This window comes from Acidimicrobiia bacterium, assembly GCA_041676705.1.
Classification (GTDB): domain Bacteria; phylum Actinomycetota; class Acidimicrobiia; order Acidimicrobiales; family SKKL01; genus Actinomarinicola.
The window spans coordinates 27,843-43,886 of sequence record JBAYRL010000003.1 but is presented as its reverse complement, the minus strand read 5'-3'; the positions used below and the strand labels follow the sequence as shown (position 1 = coordinate 43,886).

The 16,044-nt window shown below is 55.0% G+C and carries 15 protein-coding genes; 11 read left to right on the top strand and 4 right to left on the bottom strand.

Annotated features, from left to right (window positions below):
• Positions 1 to 52: 52 nt before the first annotated feature.
• From infB to WC184_06180, 6 genes are read left to right on the top strand one after another with little or no spacing between them, the layout of a single operon-like run.
• Complete coding sequence (gene infB / locus WC184_06205; protein MFA7477470.1) at positions 53 to 2,020, top strand: translation initiation factor IF-2; 1,968 nt, start codon at positions 53 to 55, stop codon at positions 2,018 to 2,020.
• 34 nt (positions 2,021 to 2,054) lie between these two features.
• Positions 2,055 to 2,576, top strand: a complete 522-nt coding sequence (locus tag WC184_06200; GenBank protein MFA7477469.1) for a ribosome-binding factor A — start codon at positions 2,055 to 2,057, stop codon at positions 2,574 to 2,576.
• A 5-nt stretch (positions 2,577 to 2,581) separates the two neighbouring features.
• Positions 2,582 to 3,466: a tRNA pseudouridine(55) synthase TruB gene (truB, locus tag WC184_06195; GenBank protein ID MFA7477468.1), complete on the top strand. Its 885-nt coding sequence runs from the start codon at positions 2,582 to 2,584 to the stop codon at positions 3,464 to 3,466.
• A 33-nt stretch (positions 3,467 to 3,499) separates the two neighbouring features.
• Positions 3,500 to 4,501: a bifunctional riboflavin kinase/FAD synthetase gene (locus WC184_06190; GenBank protein ID MFA7477467.1), complete on the top strand. Its 1,002-nt coding sequence runs from the start codon at positions 3,500 to 3,502 to the stop codon at positions 4,499 to 4,501.
• 11 nt (positions 4,502 to 4,512) lie between these two features.
• The gene (locus WC184_06185; protein ID MFA7477466.1) at positions 4,513 to 5,355 is read left to right on the top strand and encodes an acyl-CoA thioesterase domain-containing protein; all 843 of its coding nucleotides are present in this window, start codon (positions 4,513 to 4,515) and stop codon (positions 5,353 to 5,355) included.
• Between the two features lie 60 nt (positions 5,356 to 5,415).
• Positions 5,416 to 6,732, top strand: a complete 1,317-nt coding sequence (locus WC184_06180) for an acyl-CoA dehydrogenase family protein (protein MFA7477465.1) — start codon at positions 5,416 to 5,418, stop codon at positions 6,730 to 6,732.
• Between the two features lie 38 nt (positions 6,733 to 6,770).
• On the opposite strand, the gene WC184_06175 is transcribed toward WC184_06180, so the two are convergent.
• The gene (locus WC184_06175; protein MFA7477464.1) at positions 6,771 to 7,154 is read right to left on the bottom strand and encodes a hypothetical protein; all 384 of its coding nucleotides are present in this window, start codon (positions 7,152 to 7,154) and stop codon (positions 6,771 to 6,773) included.
• Positions 7,155 to 7,191: 37 nt separating this feature from the next.
• On the bottom strand, positions 7,192 to 8,286 hold the full coding sequence (gene dusB / locus WC184_06170; protein ID MFA7477463.1) for a tRNA dihydrouridine synthase DusB: 1,095 nt from the start codon (positions 8,284 to 8,286) through the stop codon (positions 7,192 to 7,194).
• Between the two features lie 79 nt (positions 8,287 to 8,365).
• Here dusB and WC184_06165 point away from each other — a divergent pair, with 79 nt between their 5' ends.
• The gene (locus tag WC184_06165; GenBank protein MFA7477462.1) at positions 8,366 to 8,959 is read left to right on the top strand and encodes a hypothetical protein; all 594 of its coding nucleotides are present in this window, start codon (positions 8,366 to 8,368) and stop codon (positions 8,957 to 8,959) included.
• On the opposite strand, the gene WC184_06160 is transcribed toward WC184_06165, so the two are convergent.
• Positions 8,941 to 9,516, bottom strand: a complete 576-nt coding sequence (locus WC184_06160) for a riboflavin synthase (protein MFA7477461.1) — start codon at positions 9,514 to 9,516, stop codon at positions 8,941 to 8,943. The two genes, WC184_06165 and WC184_06160, sit on opposite strands and share 19 nt — an antisense overlap.
• A 210-nt stretch (positions 9,517 to 9,726) precedes the next feature.
• Here WC184_06160 and rpsO point away from each other — a divergent pair, with 210 nt between their 5' ends.
• The 3 genes from rpsO (at position 9,727) to dapB (ending at position 13,415) form a co-directional block, all read left to right on the top strand.
• Entirely contained in the window at positions 9,727 to 9,984 is a 258-nt protein-coding gene (gene rpsO / locus WC184_06155; GenBank protein ID MFA7477460.1) for a 30S ribosomal protein S15, read from the top strand.
• A gap of 192 nt (positions 9,985 to 10,176) precedes the next feature.
• Entirely contained in the window at positions 10,177 to 12,594 is a 2,418-nt protein-coding gene (locus WC184_06150; protein MFA7477459.1) for a polyribonucleotide nucleotidyltransferase, read from the top strand.
• A 23-nt stretch (positions 12,595 to 12,617) separates the two neighbouring features.
• Positions 12,618 to 13,415, top strand: coding sequence for a 4-hydroxy-tetrahydrodipicolinate reductase (gene dapB / locus WC184_06145; GenBank protein MFA7477458.1), 798 nt, complete (start codon positions 12,618 to 12,620; stop codon positions 13,413 to 13,415).
• Positions 13,416 to 13,475: 60 nt separating this feature from the next.
• Here the strand turns inward: dapB and WC184_06140 are convergent, their stop codons facing one another.
• Positions 13,476 to 14,204: a hypothetical protein gene (locus WC184_06140; GenBank protein ID MFA7477457.1), complete on the bottom strand. Its 729-nt coding sequence runs from the start codon at positions 14,202 to 14,204 to the stop codon at positions 13,476 to 13,478.
• A 174-nt stretch (positions 14,205 to 14,378) separates the two neighbouring features.
• Between WC184_06140 and WC184_06135 the strand changes: the two genes are divergently transcribed.
• Positions 14,379 to 16,010 (top strand): long-chain fatty acid--CoA ligase, encoded by a 1,632-nt coding sequence (locus WC184_06135; protein MFA7477456.1) that lies wholly within the window; start codon positions 14,379 to 14,381, stop codon positions 16,008 to 16,010.
• The last annotated feature ends 34 nt before the right edge of the window (positions 16,011 to 16,044 follow it).

Here is a 16,044-nt window from a genome sequence, read left to right as displayed (position 1 = left end):
TTCGGCACCATCTGGTACCGGTCCCCAAGCTCCAAGCGGCGGTCGCCCCTCTATGCCCGGTTCGCCGCCTCCTGGTGGCGGACGCCCTGGTGGCCGTCCCGGCGGTGGTCCACCGACTCAAAGTCGTAGGCCGCCTCGTCGTCGTAAAGGCCGTCGTCGTCGTTCAAGTGACGAGCTTCAGCCGATGGATGCACCAACCTATACGCCTCAAGACGCCGCGGTGCCAACCGGCACGGTGGTGGTCGAGCGCGCTTCAAGCCCGCAAGATCTTGGTCCCAAGCTGAACCGTACCGCGGCTGACGTGGTGCGTTTCCTCATGCAACAAGGTGAGATGGTTACGGCCACTCAGTCGCTTAGCGATGAGATGATCGAGCTGTTCGCGGTTGAGGTCGGAGCCGATATTCGCCTGGTCGACCCGGGTGAAGAGCAAGAAGTCGAACTTCTCAAGATGTTAGAAGTCGATGTGCTTGAAGAAGCCGAAGCCGACGACGAAGATGCCCCATTGCGTTCGCCAGTCGTAACGGTGATGGGTCACGTTGACCACGGTAAAACCACTCTGCTTGACCGCATTCGTAATGCCAATGTGGTCTCAGGTGAAGCCGGTGGTATCACTCAGCACATTGGTGCCTACCAGGTAGAACGCCAAGGTCGTCTCCTCACCTTTATTGACACGCCTGGTCACGAAGCTTTCACGGCTATGCGAGCTCGTGGTGCCAACGCCACCGACATTGTCATTTTGGTGGTGGCGGCTGACGACGGTGTTATGCCTCAAACGCTTGAAGCATTGAGCCACGCTCGCGCGGCAGGTGTCCCCATTGTGGTCGCGATCACCAAGATTGACCGTGAAAACGCCGATCCCAATCGGATTATGCAGCAAATCTCAGAACATGATTTGGTGCCCGAATCTTGGGGTGGCGACACCATCGTGGTCGAAGTTTCTGCTCCACAGAATCTCGGAATCGACGAGCTGCTCGACAACCTTTTGGTCATTGCTGACCTGGAAGAGCTACGTGCTACTCCCGATGGCCGAGCCCGTGGCATTGTGCTTGAATCGCACCTCGATATTGGTCGCGGTGCGGTAGCTAGTGTCTTGGTACAGCGGGGCACTTTGCGAGTCGGCGATCCGCTGGTAGCGGGTGCTGCTTGGGGTCGGGTACGAGCGCTCATCAACGATCGCGGCGAACAAGTCAAAGAAGCTTTGCCGTCGACACCAGTCGAGGTTCTGGGCCTGTCGGATGTGGCCCAAGCTGGAGACGATTTCATCGTGGCACCCGACGAACGTCGTGCCGCCAAAGTGGCCGAAACGCGCGAGCATTGGCAGCGCTTGGCCAGCCAAGGTCGCGACGCCCACGCCATGAGTGGTGGTGCCCGACTGGAAGACATCTTCAGCCAAATTCAAGCCGGTGAAGTTGCCACCTTAAATCTCATTGTTAAGGCCGACGTAAACGGTTCTTTGGAAGCTTTGAGCGAAAGTTTGAAACGCTTAGAGCGTGATGAAGTGAAGCTTTCGTTTGTTCACCGTGGGGTTGGCGGCATTAGCCAATACGACATTCAGTTGGCAGCGGCTTCAAACGCCACCATCATCGGATTCAACGTTCGGCCCGATCGCAACGCTCGAGAACTTGCGGCCACCGAAGGCGTAGAAATTCGTACTTACGAAGTCATCTACAAGGCGTTGGAAGACATTGAGAACGCGGTGGTGGGCATGCTCGCTCCCGAGTTCGAAGAGGTCATCACCGGTGACGCCGAGGTTCGTGAAATCTTCCGGGTGCCGCGTATTGGTGCCGTGGCTGGTTGTTATGTAACCAACGGTGTTATCACCCGCGGTTCACTGGTGCGGTTCTTGCGTGAAGGTACCGTGATCTGGAAGGGCGAAATTTCGTCGCTGCGTCGCTTTAAAGATGATGTGCGTGAAGTTGCAGCCGGTTATGAATGCGGTATTGGTCTCTCCGACTTCCAAGACCTCAAACCTGGCGATGTAATTGAGACTTATGAAGAGCGAGAGATCGCCCGAACGTAAGTCGCTTTTGCCCTAGATTTCAAAGATTGGAAACATGCCGAACAAACGAAGCGGTGGCCGTCGGCGACCCAGCCCTAAACGGCACTATCCGCGCACTGCTCGTCTAAAGCAGCTGTTTTTAGAGATTCTGGCCCAGGAACTGGCTCGAATCGATGACCCCCGCCTTGAGCTGGTCTCATTTGTAGACGTGGAAGTAGACCCTGACCTGAATTGGTCAGTGGTTTATTTCTCGGGTCCAGCCGATATTGACGACGACAACTTTGACGCCGAAAACGCGGTGATTCGCGAGGCGCTAGATGAAAATCGGATTCGCCTACAAGGCGCAATAGCCGCTGAAGCACGTATTCGTCGCACTCCTGAGCTGCAATTCAAGGCCGACGAAGTAGCTGCTGGTGCGGCGCGCATTGAAAATATTTTGCGTTCACTACCCGAGCTCCAGGCGAATGATGACGATGATGATCCCCAAAGTGCGAGCGATTCCGAATCGCTGAATGACGTAGCGCAAGACGGTACGGCTCGAGCCTCTGGTGGCGACGTGGACGGTCAAGGCAACTAGCTGCGGTGGCACGACGCGCCAACACCAACGGTCCCGACGGCTTGGTGCTTATTGATAAATCTCCGGGGTGGACCTCCCATGATGTGGTGGCCAAACTACGAGGGGTCCTAGGCACTCGCAAGATCGGCCATGCGGGTACTCTCGACCCCGACGCCACCGGTCTTTTGGTGATCGGAGTGGGCCGGGCCACCCGTTTGCTGCGGTTTGCTACGTCGCTATCGAAAACCTATGAAGCTTACATTGCGTTGGGTGTGGAAACAACAACCTTGGACGCTTCTGGCGAGGTCGTAGCCACCCACGACATGAGCGATGTAACCCCAGAAGCCGTGCAGGAAGCGGCAGCACAACTGACCGGCGATATTTTGCAGGTGCCGCCAATGGTCTCGGCTATCAAGATCGAAGGTCAACGGTTGTATGAATTGGCCCGGGCCGGTGTTGAAGTTGAGCGCCAAGCACGGCCCGTTACGGTGAGTCGCTTTGATGTTTCGCCGTTGGCAGGCCAAGACCACGTTTATTACGCCGAAATAGATTGTTCTTCGGGAACCTACATCCGAACTTTAGCGGCTGACCTCGGACATCTATTAGGAGGCGGTGCTCACCTCCAATGGTTGCGTCGAAGCGCTATTGGCACATATAACGTGGACCAGGCTTCCGCCGTAGAAGCACCACAGTTATTGCCCATGGCCGAAGCGGTGCGTGGCATGAGCCAGTGGATCGTGAGTGATGAACAAGCGGCGCTGGTGAAGAACGGTCGAATGTTCCCTCTTGGTGACTTGGCCGAAATCGGGTCATCTCCGTGGGCAGTCTTCAGCTCAACCGGTGAACTATTAGCAGTTTATGAACCTACCGCCAACGGCATGGCCAAGCCCACGGTGGTGTTGGCGAGTTGAGCCGGCTTGGTTCCCAATTCTTCCCAATCTGGTATGGCAGGCACTTTGACCGGTAGCGTTCTGAGTGTGCAGTTGATCGACGAACGCGACACGAACGCGCCACGCCTAAGCCAAAGTGCGGTGACCATTGGGGTATTCGATGGCGTACATTTAGGGCACCAGCTCGTTATTGGCGAAACCAACCGGATTGCTACCGAACTCGGTGTGCCAAGCGTGGTAATAACCTTTGAACCACATCCGGCCTCGGTGGTACGTCCCGAATTTGCGCCCCTCATGTTGGCCACCTTCGAGCAACGGCTCGAACTCCTTGGAGACGCTGGAGCCGATTACGTTTACGTAGTGCATTTCGACCATGAACGTGCTCAGGAAGCGGCCCCCGATTTCGTGGATGAAGTCCTGGTTAACCGCCTCGGTGCCAAAGCGGTAGTGGTGGGCGAGGATTTCCGATTCGGTCATAACCGTGGGGGCAGTGTGGCGTTGCTCGAAGAGATGGGCCAAAGCCGTGGCTTTGTAGCTAAAGGCTTAAAACTGGTGGCCGATGACGGCCAAGAGTCCAACGACACAACCTCAATTTCTTCAACCGTGATCCGCAAAGCCATTGCCAACACCCAGGTTGAAGTGGCTGCTGCGATGCTTGGACGTAACTATGAACTTCGTGGAACCGTAGAACGCGGTGATGCCCGTGGGCGCGACCTGGGTTTCCCCACCGCCAACATTGCGGTACCGCATTCCATGTGCATTCCCGGCGATGGAATTTATGCCGGCTATTACGTTCGACCTGATGGTGCTAGGCACATGGCGGCTATCAGTCTTGGCCGTCGACCTACCTTTTATGAAACGGCCTCAGTCTCGCTGCTCGAAGCGTACCTATTAGATTTTAGTGGCGACCTGTACGGCGAAGAAGGCCACGTTGAGTTCGTAAAATTCTTACGTCCTGAACTGAAATTTGATTCGATCGAAGCGCTCATTGATCAAATGCGCCTTGATGTCGATGCCACACGTGAATTGCTTCGTGCCAAGGAGGACGCAAGCTGACTACCGCCGAAATGGAAGAGACCGAAGAGCCGCTCGAGCCCCTCACTCTTAGCGAACTGCTCGACCTAAAAGAGGACGAAGCCGACTGTTTTCTTGCCATTACCCCAGCTGAAGGACCACCGAGGCTCTTTGGCGGACAGGTGGCGGCACAATCGCTGCGAGCGGCTACCCTAACCGTTGAAGACGACCGTTTTGTGCATTCTCTGCACTCGTATTTCGTACGGCCTGGCCGACCAGGTGTTCCATTGCGGTTGGTGGTGGAACGTATACGGAACGGTCGGTCGTTTTCAACCCGACGTGTTACGGCTATGCAACATGATGAAGCTATCTTCGTGCTTGAAGCTTCGTTCCACGTAACCGAAGACGGTTTTGACTGGCATTTACCGGCACCTAAGCCCGAATTTGGCCCCGATGAGGCCAAACCTCGCGACATGTTCGGCGGCCACAACCGTAAGTTCCGGTCCCGAGCTTCGATGATGTTCGATATCCGTCCCCTCTACCCGGCCGAAGATTTCGCGATTCACCCTGCCTGGGTGCGTGTCGCCGAGCCATTCGGCGATGACCCGGCTATGCATGCTTGTGGCCTAACCTACGTATCAGATATGGCTATTGTCCGTGCTGCTATCGCCCCTGGAGCACCACTTAGCTGGGGCGGAGCCAGTCTCGACCATGCAGTGTGGTTTCATCGACCGGTTCGTGTGGATGATTGGCTTTTGTTCTCGGCTGAGCCGGTTACCAACTTTGGGGCGCGAGGGTTAGCTAAAGGCACTTTCCACAATGCTGACGGTGTGCTTGTGGCATCAATTGCCCAAGAGTGTTTATTGCGCTCAACCGGCGCACCACCACCTCCCTGAGCGAGAGTCAGCCCACCTCCGAATTTTCTAATTATTCCGAATCTCTGAGAGGAACCACTGATGGCACAAAACCACCCAGTACGTACCGACGATGAACTTCGTAGTGAAGTCACGGCTTGGATACGTGAAAACCTACCCAGTGATTGGGTAGCCGGAATCGACAACAATGACGATGAGCTCTTCGAACGCGGCAAAGCAAGCCTCAATGAACGCGAGTTTCTACGGGCGATTGGTAAAGCCGGTTGGGCAATGCCGGAATGGGAAGTCCAGTATTCGGGTGCTGGGTTAAATGCCCATCAAGCTTCGATTGTGGAAGATGTTAAAGACGAGTACCGAGTCCCTCGTTCCTACAACATTTTGGGCTTTGGCTTAGCGGCACCCACGCTTCGGCAATGGGGCACAGAAGAGCAGCTGCAGTTCTTTTTGTCGGGTATGGCCCAGGGTGATTGGTGGTGTCAACTGTTTTCCGAGCCTGGCAACGGTTCTGACGTGGCCGGTTTGGCGGCACGGGCCGAACGCGATGGTGATGAGTGGATTGTCAATGGCCAAAAAGTTTGGACTTCGGGCGCACAAATTTCGAAATATGGCATGCTAATTGCTCGGACCAACCCCGATGCTCCAAAGCACACCGGTATCAGTTACTTCGTGCTGGATATGGAAGCGCCCGGTGTGGAAGTACGTCCGCTGCGACAAATTACCGGCGATGCCGAGTTCAATGAAGTTTTCTTGAGCGATGTTCGCATTCCCGACAAATGGCGAATCGGCCCAGAAGGCCAAGGCTGGTCGGTTGCCCAAACCACCCTTTTGAATGAGCGAGTGGCACTTTCAGGGGCTTTTGGGGGTGCTGCCAGAAGGCGTCGTGCCGCCGAAGCATCCCAGAAGAGCTCGACCAACACCGGCACTTCCACCGAAACTCAAATACGTGTTGGTGGCTTAACCGGTGGTGCGGTAATCGAAGCACTCATTCGCTTGGCAAAGGCCAACGGTCAGTGGGAAAATCCAGTGATTCGAGATCGAATCATAAATCTCTACATCACCGGACGAGTGAGTGCCATGAACATTGCTCGCGCTGCTGCCGCCCGTAAAGCTGGCGGTCAACCCGGTCCTGAAGGTTCGATCGCGAAGCTCTTCGGCACCGAATTCAACATGGCGGCACAAGTGTTGTCGGCCGACTTGATGACTGGCCCAATGGCTTGGGAAGAAGGCGACGCTGAAGCGGCGCTTAGGGCCCGTTCATTCTTAAGGTCTCGTGGAAATTCCATTGAAGGCGGGACCTCGGAAATTCAACGTAACATCATCGGTGATCGGGTTCTAGGGCTTCCCCGTGAGCCTGACGCCTCGAAGGGTGTGCCATGGAAAGACGTTCCTAGGAACTAGGTTCATGGCTTAGCGTTGATTCTGGTTATTAGTTCGCTCTATTGGTCCGCATGGCGTTGATCGAAAACTGTTTTGGAACGTTTTGATTCCCGGCGAATCAAAAGAACGATCACGCCAAGGGCCAACACAATAGAGCCCATCACCAAATATTGTTCCCAGCCGCCACGGTCGCTTGAAGACTTGGGTGAATGCCCCGAATTGGGACGTGGCAAAATGCCCAAATCGCCGCCTTGCCCGTTATCGATCTCGGTAGTGCTGGTCAGATCGTTTTGGGTTATAACTTGAGCGCTAACCGCTGGCGTTGCCGCCGAGGCGGCCGTGGGTACTAGCAGGTTGAAGGTCACTGCCAATGCCAAGGCCAAGGCCCCCGCACCAAAAATTAAGCTGATTTTGCGCGGCTTGACCGCGGGTTGAATCCACACAGAATGTATCTTGACACGATTTCGGAGAATTCCCACATCAGCCCCCGCTAACAGTGCCCAGCGGATCTGCAACCTGGGCCATTGCGTCGGGGTTATCGAGCCATCCTTGGGGTAGGACGAGTCGTTTCATAGCGTCGGTACGACCCCGAGGGGCACTAATTCCGCTCGGTAGAATTTCAGTTCGTGGGTCGAGCGAGGCGCACATTTGTTGGACATCTTCGAGGGTTTCAAGGTTGTTGGTGCGTTGGCGGACGCTGGCACCAACTGGATAGCCCGCCAAATACCAAGAGATGTGTTTCCGCATTCGGTGAACTGCGTAACGTTCCTGTTCGTACCATTCGATCATCAACTCGAGGTGGCGTAACAACATGGCGCTAACCTCGCCAAGCGGCGGTGGGCCTTGCGCCTTTTCACCCCTAAACACTCGGGCCAAATCTTCAAAAAGCCACGGTCTTCCTAAGCAACCCCGACCGATCACAACCCCATCGCAGCTGGTTTGGTTCATCATTTCAATGGCGTCGTCGGCTTGCCAAATATCACCGTTGCCAAGTACAGGTACGCTGGCATCTACCTCTTCGCGCAAGAGTCCAATCGCCTCCCAACGGGCCAAACCCGAGTAGCCCGCAATGGCAGTCCGAGCGTGTAACGCGATGGCCGCCACCCCAGCCTCGGCCGCGATCTTGCCAGCCTCAAGGTAGGTGAGGCGTTGGTCGTCTAGGCCCATTCTCATCTTGATAGTGAGTGGAACTTCCCCTGCATTGCGCACGGCTTCGGCTACTACCGCGGCGAAAAGGTTACGCTTATACGGCAGCGCAGCACCACCGCCGTTGCGGGTCACTTTGGCCACCGGACAACCAAAGTTAAGGTCGATATGGTCAATCGGCAGCTCGTTAACCAGCCGTTTTACTGCTTCGCCCATAACCTTGGGGTCAGATCCAAAAAGCTGGATCGAACGAATGCGTTCTTGGGGATGATGAGCCGCCATTTGCCAAGAACGCACACCGCTCTCCACCAGGCCCCGAGCTGTCACCATTTCTGAAACGTACAAGCCGCCACCGTACGAGGCGCAAAGCAAGCGATATGGGGCGTCGGTGATACCAGCCATCGGCGCGAGTACAACTGGTTGGGCCAAACTAAGCGATCCTAGACGCACTCTAATATCATGCGACGTGGCTATGCTCTTCGCATAACTGTGGCCGACTGGGGAATGGATGAAAGCTACGACCACCACTGCTAAACGCCTCTTTCAATTGGCAGCAGCAGTGGTCTTACTAGGGGGTGCCGCGGCTTTCGCGTGGTTCAACTACGCGTGGAGCGACCAGGCCAACGAGATAGCGAGCTTTACGCAACTGCCTCCTAGAAGCGGGCTCCCGGTTGAGGTTGCACATGCCGGTGAGTACACCATTTGGGCTGGCGCTGCATGCAGTGGTTATTGCCAAGTTCCACCCAAAGAAGAACTGCTGGAACTGATGGTACTTGGCTTTGAAGGCCCTGAAGGAATGATTCGGCCCGAGCCATTTCCGGGTGAATTGAAGTATCGCGTCAGTGGAACACGCTTTGGTCAAGCGGCTTGGACCATTAATTTCCCCGAAGCCGGTACCTACACCCTGGAGCGACGAAACCTGGGCGTTTCGGCGACCCAGTTACTGCTTGGGGAAGGCCATGGGTTGTCCTCGTCAATTACTAAGGGTGTTTGGATCATTGTTGGCGTCACGGCCGCGGTTAGTGTCTCTTTGGCAGTAGCAGCTCTGGCTGTGCGGCGTAAAGCCATGGCTCAGATGATTGCTCAGGTTGTCGGTAGGTGAGGTAACACCAATCGCTCTACATATTTAGCGATTACATCAACCTCGATGTTCACTGGGCTGCCAACGGGTTTATGGCCGAGAGTGGTTACTTCGGCGGTGTGTGGAATGATGGCGGCCGTAATTGCGTCGCCTAGTACTTCCACAATGGTAAGGCTGACCCCATCGATGGTGATTGAGCCTTTTGCTACGCAGTACCGCAGCAGCTCGGCGGGCACCGAAACTTTCAGTTCCGGTGGCGTTTCGAGCATCTTACCCACCCCATCGACGTGGCCTTGGACGATGTGCCCGCCTAGGTGATCTCCAACACGGGCCGCGGTTTCAAAGTTGATGGGGTCACCTTCATGAAACGATGCCAATGACGTCTTGGCGAGCGTTTCTTCGGAAACGTCGGCATCCCACCAATCATCGCCAAAATCGACCACTGTTAAACAACAGCCATTAACAGCTATTGAATCGCCGAGTGCCACACCTTCGAGCACGTTGGTAGCCCCAAAACGGTAACGCAAACCTTGGCGGTGTATGAACGTGCCCAGCTCTTGCACTAATCCTGTGAACAATTAAACACTCCTGCTTTTACATTGGAAGCGTAGCCTCCAATTCGGGCGGGTCTAAAGATGGTTTTGGTTCGTCTGGCTGCTAAGGTTTAACAGCCGCAGAATTCTGTGTTCTAGCGCGCATCCGCTTCAGTTCTCGCCCAGCGGTTCCAGAAGCCGGGTCTTTAGTCCCATATCGAATAGGATTTCATCTAAGTGGCTGACCTACACCAATTGCCCAACAAGTCGGAAACCATCGCTAACCACCGGTTGCACGACACCGACACGGGCTCTCCAGAAGTCCAGATTGCTATTCTGACTGATCGTATTAATCATCTAAACGAACACCTTAAGTTGCATAAGAAAGACCACCACAGTCGTCGTGGCCTGTTGCAGTTGGTAGGTCGCCGTAAGCGTCTGTTGTCTTACGTGCGTAAGAACGACGTCGAGCGTTACCGTGAAATCATTGCTAAACACGGTTTGCGCCGCTAATCACACTGTGCTCGGGCGACCCTAAGTGGTCGCCCGATTCGTATAAGGCACCCACTTCTGGGGGCCTGCCTAATTGAAATGAATTGTTCCGGCCAGCTGCCAGTTGTGGATCTCTCAAAACTGTTGGGGGCTTCTCATCTGGGAACTGGTCGTCAAACGGGGGAGTGTCCCCCACAAGGAGAATAAATAGAGATGGCTGATCCCATCGTCGCAAGTGGTGCTATTTCGGGCACCGACAAAGAAATAACTCTGGAAACGGGCCTTTTGGCACCACAAAGCCAGGGTGCGGTTGTAGCCACCTTAGGTGGCACCAAGATTCTTGTTACCGCTAACGCTGAAAAGTCCACCCGTGAGGGCATCGATTTCTTCCCACTCACGGTCGACATCGAAGAAAAGCGCTATGCCGCTGGCCTTATCCCCGGTTCCGTCTTCCGCAAAGAGGGCCGACCTTCTGATGAAGCGATTCTTACCTGTCGCCTGATTGACCGCCCGCTGCGCCCGTCATTCGCCGAGGGGTACCGCAACGAAACCCAGATTATTGGCACAGTTCTAGGTGTTGACATGGAGAACCCGCACGACGTGCTGGCCATCAACGCCGCTAGTGCCGCCCTCATGATCTCGGGCATTCCTTTTGAAGGCCCAATTGGTGCCGTTCGAGTGGCCTACACCATTGATGGCCAGTGGATTCCGCACCCCACCTATGCCGAGGGTGATGCCTCCACCTTTGAACTGGTTGTGGCAGGTCGCGAAACATCCGACGGTTCTGATATTGCCGTCATGATGGTTGAGGCTGGCGGTACCGAAAATGCTTGGAACTATTACCAAGATGGTGCGCCGAAGGTCACCGAAGAAGTGATCGCGGAAGGTTTGCAAGCTTCAAAAACCTGGATTCGGGAATCGATAGCGCTGCAGCGTGAGTTTGTGGCTAAAGCCGGAGTGCGAGAAGCCCTCCCGTTTGAGGCAGCCGCCGATTTTGGTGCAGATGTAGAAGCACGTGTTGCCGAGCTTGGCACCGACAAGTTGCGTGAAGCCAACAGCATTGCCGATAAGACACAACGTAACGACGCCAATGATGCTATTTCCGCCGAAATTCATGAGGCTTTGGCGCAAGAGTTTGAAGGCCGTGCCAAAGAAGTTTCATCGGCCATTCGAGCCTTGTCGAAGAAGGTTATTCGTCAACGAATAGTCGATGAAGGCGTTCGTATCGACGGTCGCGGACCTAAAGATATCCGTTCTATTTCGGCCCAAGTGGCGTTGTTGCCAACCGCCCATGGTTCTGGTTTGTTCCAGCGTGGTGAAACCCAGGTACTCAATGTGTTAACCCTGGGCACCCCACGCATGGCCATGGATATCACCTATAAAGACAGTCTTAACCCAACCGTTAAGAAGCGCTATATGCACCACTACACCATGCCACCATTCTCCAATGGAGAAACTGGCCGGGTGGGTGGCACCAAGCGTCGTGAAGTAGGGCATGGTCTTTTAGCCGAGCGTGCCTTATTGCCGGTAGTGCCGAGTGAAGAAGAGTTCCCGTACGCCCTTCGTTTGGTATCCGAGGTCCTTTCTTCCAACGGCTCTACCTCTATGGCTTCGGTTTGTGCTTCGTCGCTTTCACTTATGGATGGCGGTGTGCCCATTAAGGCGGCCGTAGCCGGAATCGCCATGGGCCTAGTCTTCGAAGACGGCAAGTACACCACGCTCACCGATATTTTGGGTGCGGAAGACGCCTTTGGCGATATGGACTTCAAGATCGCTGGTCCTGCCGATTTCGTTACTGCTCTACAGCTCGATACCAAGATTGACGGCATCCCCGCCGACGTTCTGGCGGCGGCCTTGAACCAAGCTCGTGAAGCTCGCCTTCATATTCTTGAAGAAATGGCTAAAGCCATTGCCGAGCCCCGCGACGATGTTGGCCCAACGGCACCAAAGATCATCAGCTTCGAAATCCCAATGGACAAGATCGGTGAAGTGATTGGGCCCAAGGGCAAGGTCATCAACGCCATCCAACAAGAAACTGGTGCTGACATCAGCGTGGATGACGATGGCAAGGTCGGCATCGTTTCGATTGCTTCTTCCAATGGGGAAGTAGTTCGGGAAGCCGAAAACCGAATCAAGCTGATTCTCGATCCACCCACGGCACAGGTTGGCGTGCATTACCCGGGCACCGTCGTGAATATCACCAAGTTCGGTGCGTTCATCAACATTTTGCCCGGCCGCGACGGTCTTCTACATATTTCTAAGATCGGTAACGGTAAACGCATTGACCGAGTAGAAGATGTGCTTGAGCTTGGCGAATCTATTCAGGTTGTAGTGGAAGAAGTAGATTCCCAAGGCAAGGTCTCACTTTCGTTGGCCCAAGGTGACGCCGAAGGTGAAGCTGCTTCGGTGATCGACGTTGATGAAGTAAGCCCAGCTGGTGCTGAGGGTGCAAACGGCTCCGAGAATTCCGGTGGCGACAACTCTGGCGATTCGCGAGAGTATGTTTCTTTCGAAGAAGAGTTCGAAGCCGGACTTGCCAACGATTTCGGTGACCTTGGTCCTGGCCCCTCTCGCTCGGGTGCGCCTGGTCGCGGACCTCGTGGCCGTGGTCGAGGCGGTAACCGCCGCTAAGGCTGAGAGAAACTAAGAGCGTAATGACGAAGCAGCTACGGGTTGGTGTGCTGGGTGCCGCCGGACGGATGGGCCGAACAGTTTGTGAAGCTGTTCTGGCCGATCCAACTCTTGTCTTAGCAGCCGCCGCCGACCCTAGCGCTTCGGTCATCGAAGTTGACCCCAACCTTGGGGTTGACCCAGAGACAACGCTTGTTTGTAGCACCACAGACGAACTTTTGTCGGCTGATGTGAGCGTGGTCGTCGACTTCACTCACATCGATGCCGCTCGCATGAATTTGCGGGCATTGGCCGCGGCAGGTGTTCACGCTGTGGTTGGCACCAGTGGCTTCAGCGAGTCTGATTACGAAACTTTTGGGGCTCTTTTCACGCAAAGTAACTGCGTGATCGTGCCTAATTTCGCTATCGGCGCCGTTTTGATGATGCGCTTTGCCGAGCTGGCGGCACCTTTTTTCGAAACCGGTGAAATCATCGAACTTCACCACAACCAAAAAATTGATGCCCCTTCAGGAACCGCAGTTGCCACCGCTAATCGTATGGCGGCCGTGCAACCAAATTGGGCGGCTGACCCCACCACGAAACAGACCATTGAAGGCGCACGAGGCGCCGCCGCCGCTGGTGGTATTCCGGTGCATTCGCTTCGCCTTGCGGGTTTGGTGGCCCATCAAGAAGTGATTTTGGGCACTGCCGGTCAAACCCTAACTATCCGCCACGATTCGTTAGATCGCTCGTCGTTTATGCCCGGTGTGGTTTTGGCCATCAAAGCGATCGGTGAGCATCCCGGTCTGACGGTTGGCCTCGACGCTCTGCTGGGGATTTAACCGCCAAAAATCTTGTGCCAACCGGCCTATGTTTATAGACGATAGGCGCTCGATTAGGGATTAGGCGTCGCTTTCGGTGTCGCGATCGTTGGTATCGAAGTGACCGTGCTCGTTGGTCACCCGATCCGAGTGGGGCTCATAGGGAGCACTCACGACACCGCCTGACGGCTCGCTCGACCCCAGTTCATCAGCCAATTTGGTGATACCGGTGAGCTCGCCTCCGTCCCGTTTGCGTTCGCTAAAGAATGTGAAAGCAACGGCTGCGATGCTCAACGCCAGCAGTGGCAAGCGGTATTTCGCAATTTGCACTAAGAGCCAATCGAGAGGTCCTGAGAACACGTTCCCAAGCACCCGAATGGCATAAAGTCGTGCAACGGTACCAGCAATATTGGCAGTGGCAAACACCCAAGGGCGCATCTTCGCCGCGCCAGCGAACAGGCAAATCCAGTTGTTGGGCATAGCGAAAACAAGCGGGACGCCAAAGTTTTTGAAATGTTTCTCGGCCCAGCGCAAACTTCCGCCCAAGGTGTTGGTATTGCGTTCTACCCAGCGCACGGCCGAATCACCATAGAACCAACCCAAGACATAAAACAGGGGATCGCTGATAATTAGGCGCAGGAACCCCACCAGGTAGAACTCAAGTGCCCCTAACTGGTTGGTCACTAACGCTAAGTTGCGGTTACGAGCGTTTAGGGTGATTAACAACAGCGGGTGTTTGTCCACCAAGGTGGGCGCTAGTGCATCACCGATATTGGCCAAGATCACCAGCACCACTAGCGGGGCGGACAAGAGCCAAAGTAACGTGCGGCTGGGTTGAGGTTGTGGCTGAGAGCTGTGGTGTTTGCTAGTTACCAAGACTTTCGATTCTGCCACGTTTAGTGCGCTAAGCGAATCCGGCGCGAATTCGTCGTAGCGTCTACTGTGTAAGAACCGTCACATTTATTCAAGTCCTTTGGGGGAACCATGCAAGGTCTTATGCAGGCAAGCCAGCTCACCATGGCACTTATGTTTGAGCGTGCCGAAAAGTATTTTCCCGAAAAGGAAATCGTGACTGCGTTGCCGACTGGCACCGTTCGCATCACCTATGGCGAATGGGCTGACCGCACCAGGCGCTTAGGAGGGGTGCTCGATGACCTGAACATTGGTCCCGATGCCCGGGTAGGTACTTTCGCCTGGAATACGCAACGCCACCTAGAACTATATTTTGCAGCACCGTGTTCTGGCCGGGTGGCGCACACGCTGAATATTCGTCTTTTCCCCGACCAGATGACCTACATCGTCAACCATGCCGAAGACGAGGTTATTTTCGCCGATCTGTCGTTAATGGGACTGCTGGCACCGCTGTTGCCCACCTTCACCACGGTCAAGCATTTGGTGATTATGAATGATACCGGCGGAGAGCTACCAACCTACGACGGTGATATCGAGGTTCACGACTATGAAGAGCTCTTGGCCAAAGCCAAGCCGGTGGAATGGAATGTGGCCGATGAAAATCAGGCTTCATCAATGTGCTACACCAGCGGCACCACCGGGAACCCGAAAGGTGCGCTCTATTCGCATCGATCGGTGTACCTGCACACCCTAACGGCAATGGCCGCCGACGCCATTGGTATTTGTGAGCGTGATGTTGTGCTGCCGGTAGTGCCCATGTTCCATGCCAACGCCTGGGGCCTAGCACACGCTGCGGTGACCACCGGTGCCAAAGTTGTCATGCCCGGACCAGACTTGTCGCCTAAAGGCATAGTCAATCTTATTGAAGCCGAACGCGTTACTCTGGCGGCCGGGGTGCCCACTATTTGGATGGGCGTACTGAACGAAATCGATGGTCGCGACGTCTCTTCATTGCGTGCCATCCCTTGTGGTGGTTCCGCGGTGCCGAAGGCACTTTCAGAAGCATTCCGGGCCAAACTTGGTATGCCCATTTTGCAAGCTTGGGGTATGACAGAAACCAGTCCTGTGGCCTCAATTTGCAACCTCAAGTCGTCCATGGATGACCTTTCGGAAGACGAGAAGGCCGACATCCGTACCTCCATTGGCCCGATCGTGTTTGGTCTGCAGGCCCGAATCGCCGACCCTGATAGTCATGAAGAGCTGGCCTGGGACGGCGAAACCTCGGGTGAATTGCAGGTTAAGGGACCCTGGGTGATCAGTTCGTATTACAACGATGATCGCTCTAGCGAGTCGTTCACTCCCGAAGGTTGGTTAAAGACCGGTGATGTAGCCACCATCGATGAAGAGGGTTACATACGCCTAGTTGATCGCACGAAAGACGTCATCAAATCGGGTGGTGAGTGGATTAGCTCGGTTGAGCTTGAAAATGAGCTCATGGCGCATCCTTCGGTAGCTGAGGCAGCCGTCATTGGCGTTCGTCATGAACGCTGGCAAGAACGGCCGCTCGCCTGTGTGGTGGTACGTGAAGGGGCTTCGGTAACCAAAGACGAGCTAATGGAATTTCTTACGCCGCGGGTTGCCAAGTGGTGGTTGCCTGATGACATTCAATTCATCGAGGAGATTCCTAAGACCTCGGTTGGCAAATTCTCAAAGAAGGATTTGCGCAGCCGTTTTGCCGACTACAAGTTACCCACCGACGCCTAGGGCGACCGAGCGCCTATGGTGCTATTTGTGCTCT

Coding starts and splice junctions, on each gene's coding strand:
- infB (MFA7477470.1), top strand. CDS start 53: ATGCCCGGTTCGCCGCCTCCTGGTGGCGGACGCCCTGGTGGCCGTCCC.
- WC184_06200 (MFA7477469.1), top strand. CDS start 2,055: ATGCCGAACAAACGAAGCGGTGGCCGTCGGCGACCCAGCCCTAAACGG.
- WC184_06190 (MFA7477467.1), top strand. CDS start 3,500: ATGGCAGGCACTTTGACCGGTAGCGTTCTGAGTGTGCAGTTGATCGAC.
- WC184_06185 (MFA7477466.1), top strand. CDS start 4,513: ATGGAAGAGACCGAAGAGCCGCTCGAGCCCCTCACTCTTAGCGAACTG.
- WC184_06180 (MFA7477465.1), top strand. CDS start 5,416: ATGGCACAAAACCACCCAGTACGTACCGACGATGAACTTCGTAGTGAA.
- WC184_06165 (MFA7477462.1), top strand. CDS start 8,366: ATGAAAGCTACGACCACCACTGCTAAACGCCTCTTTCAATTGGCAGCA.
- WC184_06150 (MFA7477459.1), top strand. CDS start 10,177: ATGGCTGATCCCATCGTCGCAAGTGGTGCTATTTCGGGCACCGACAAA.
- dapB (MFA7477458.1), top strand. CDS start 12,618: ATGACGAAGCAGCTACGGGTTGGTGTGCTGGGTGCCGCCGGACGGATG.
- WC184_06135 (MFA7477456.1), top strand. CDS start 14,379: ATGCAAGGTCTTATGCAGGCAAGCCAGCTCACCATGGCACTTATGTTT.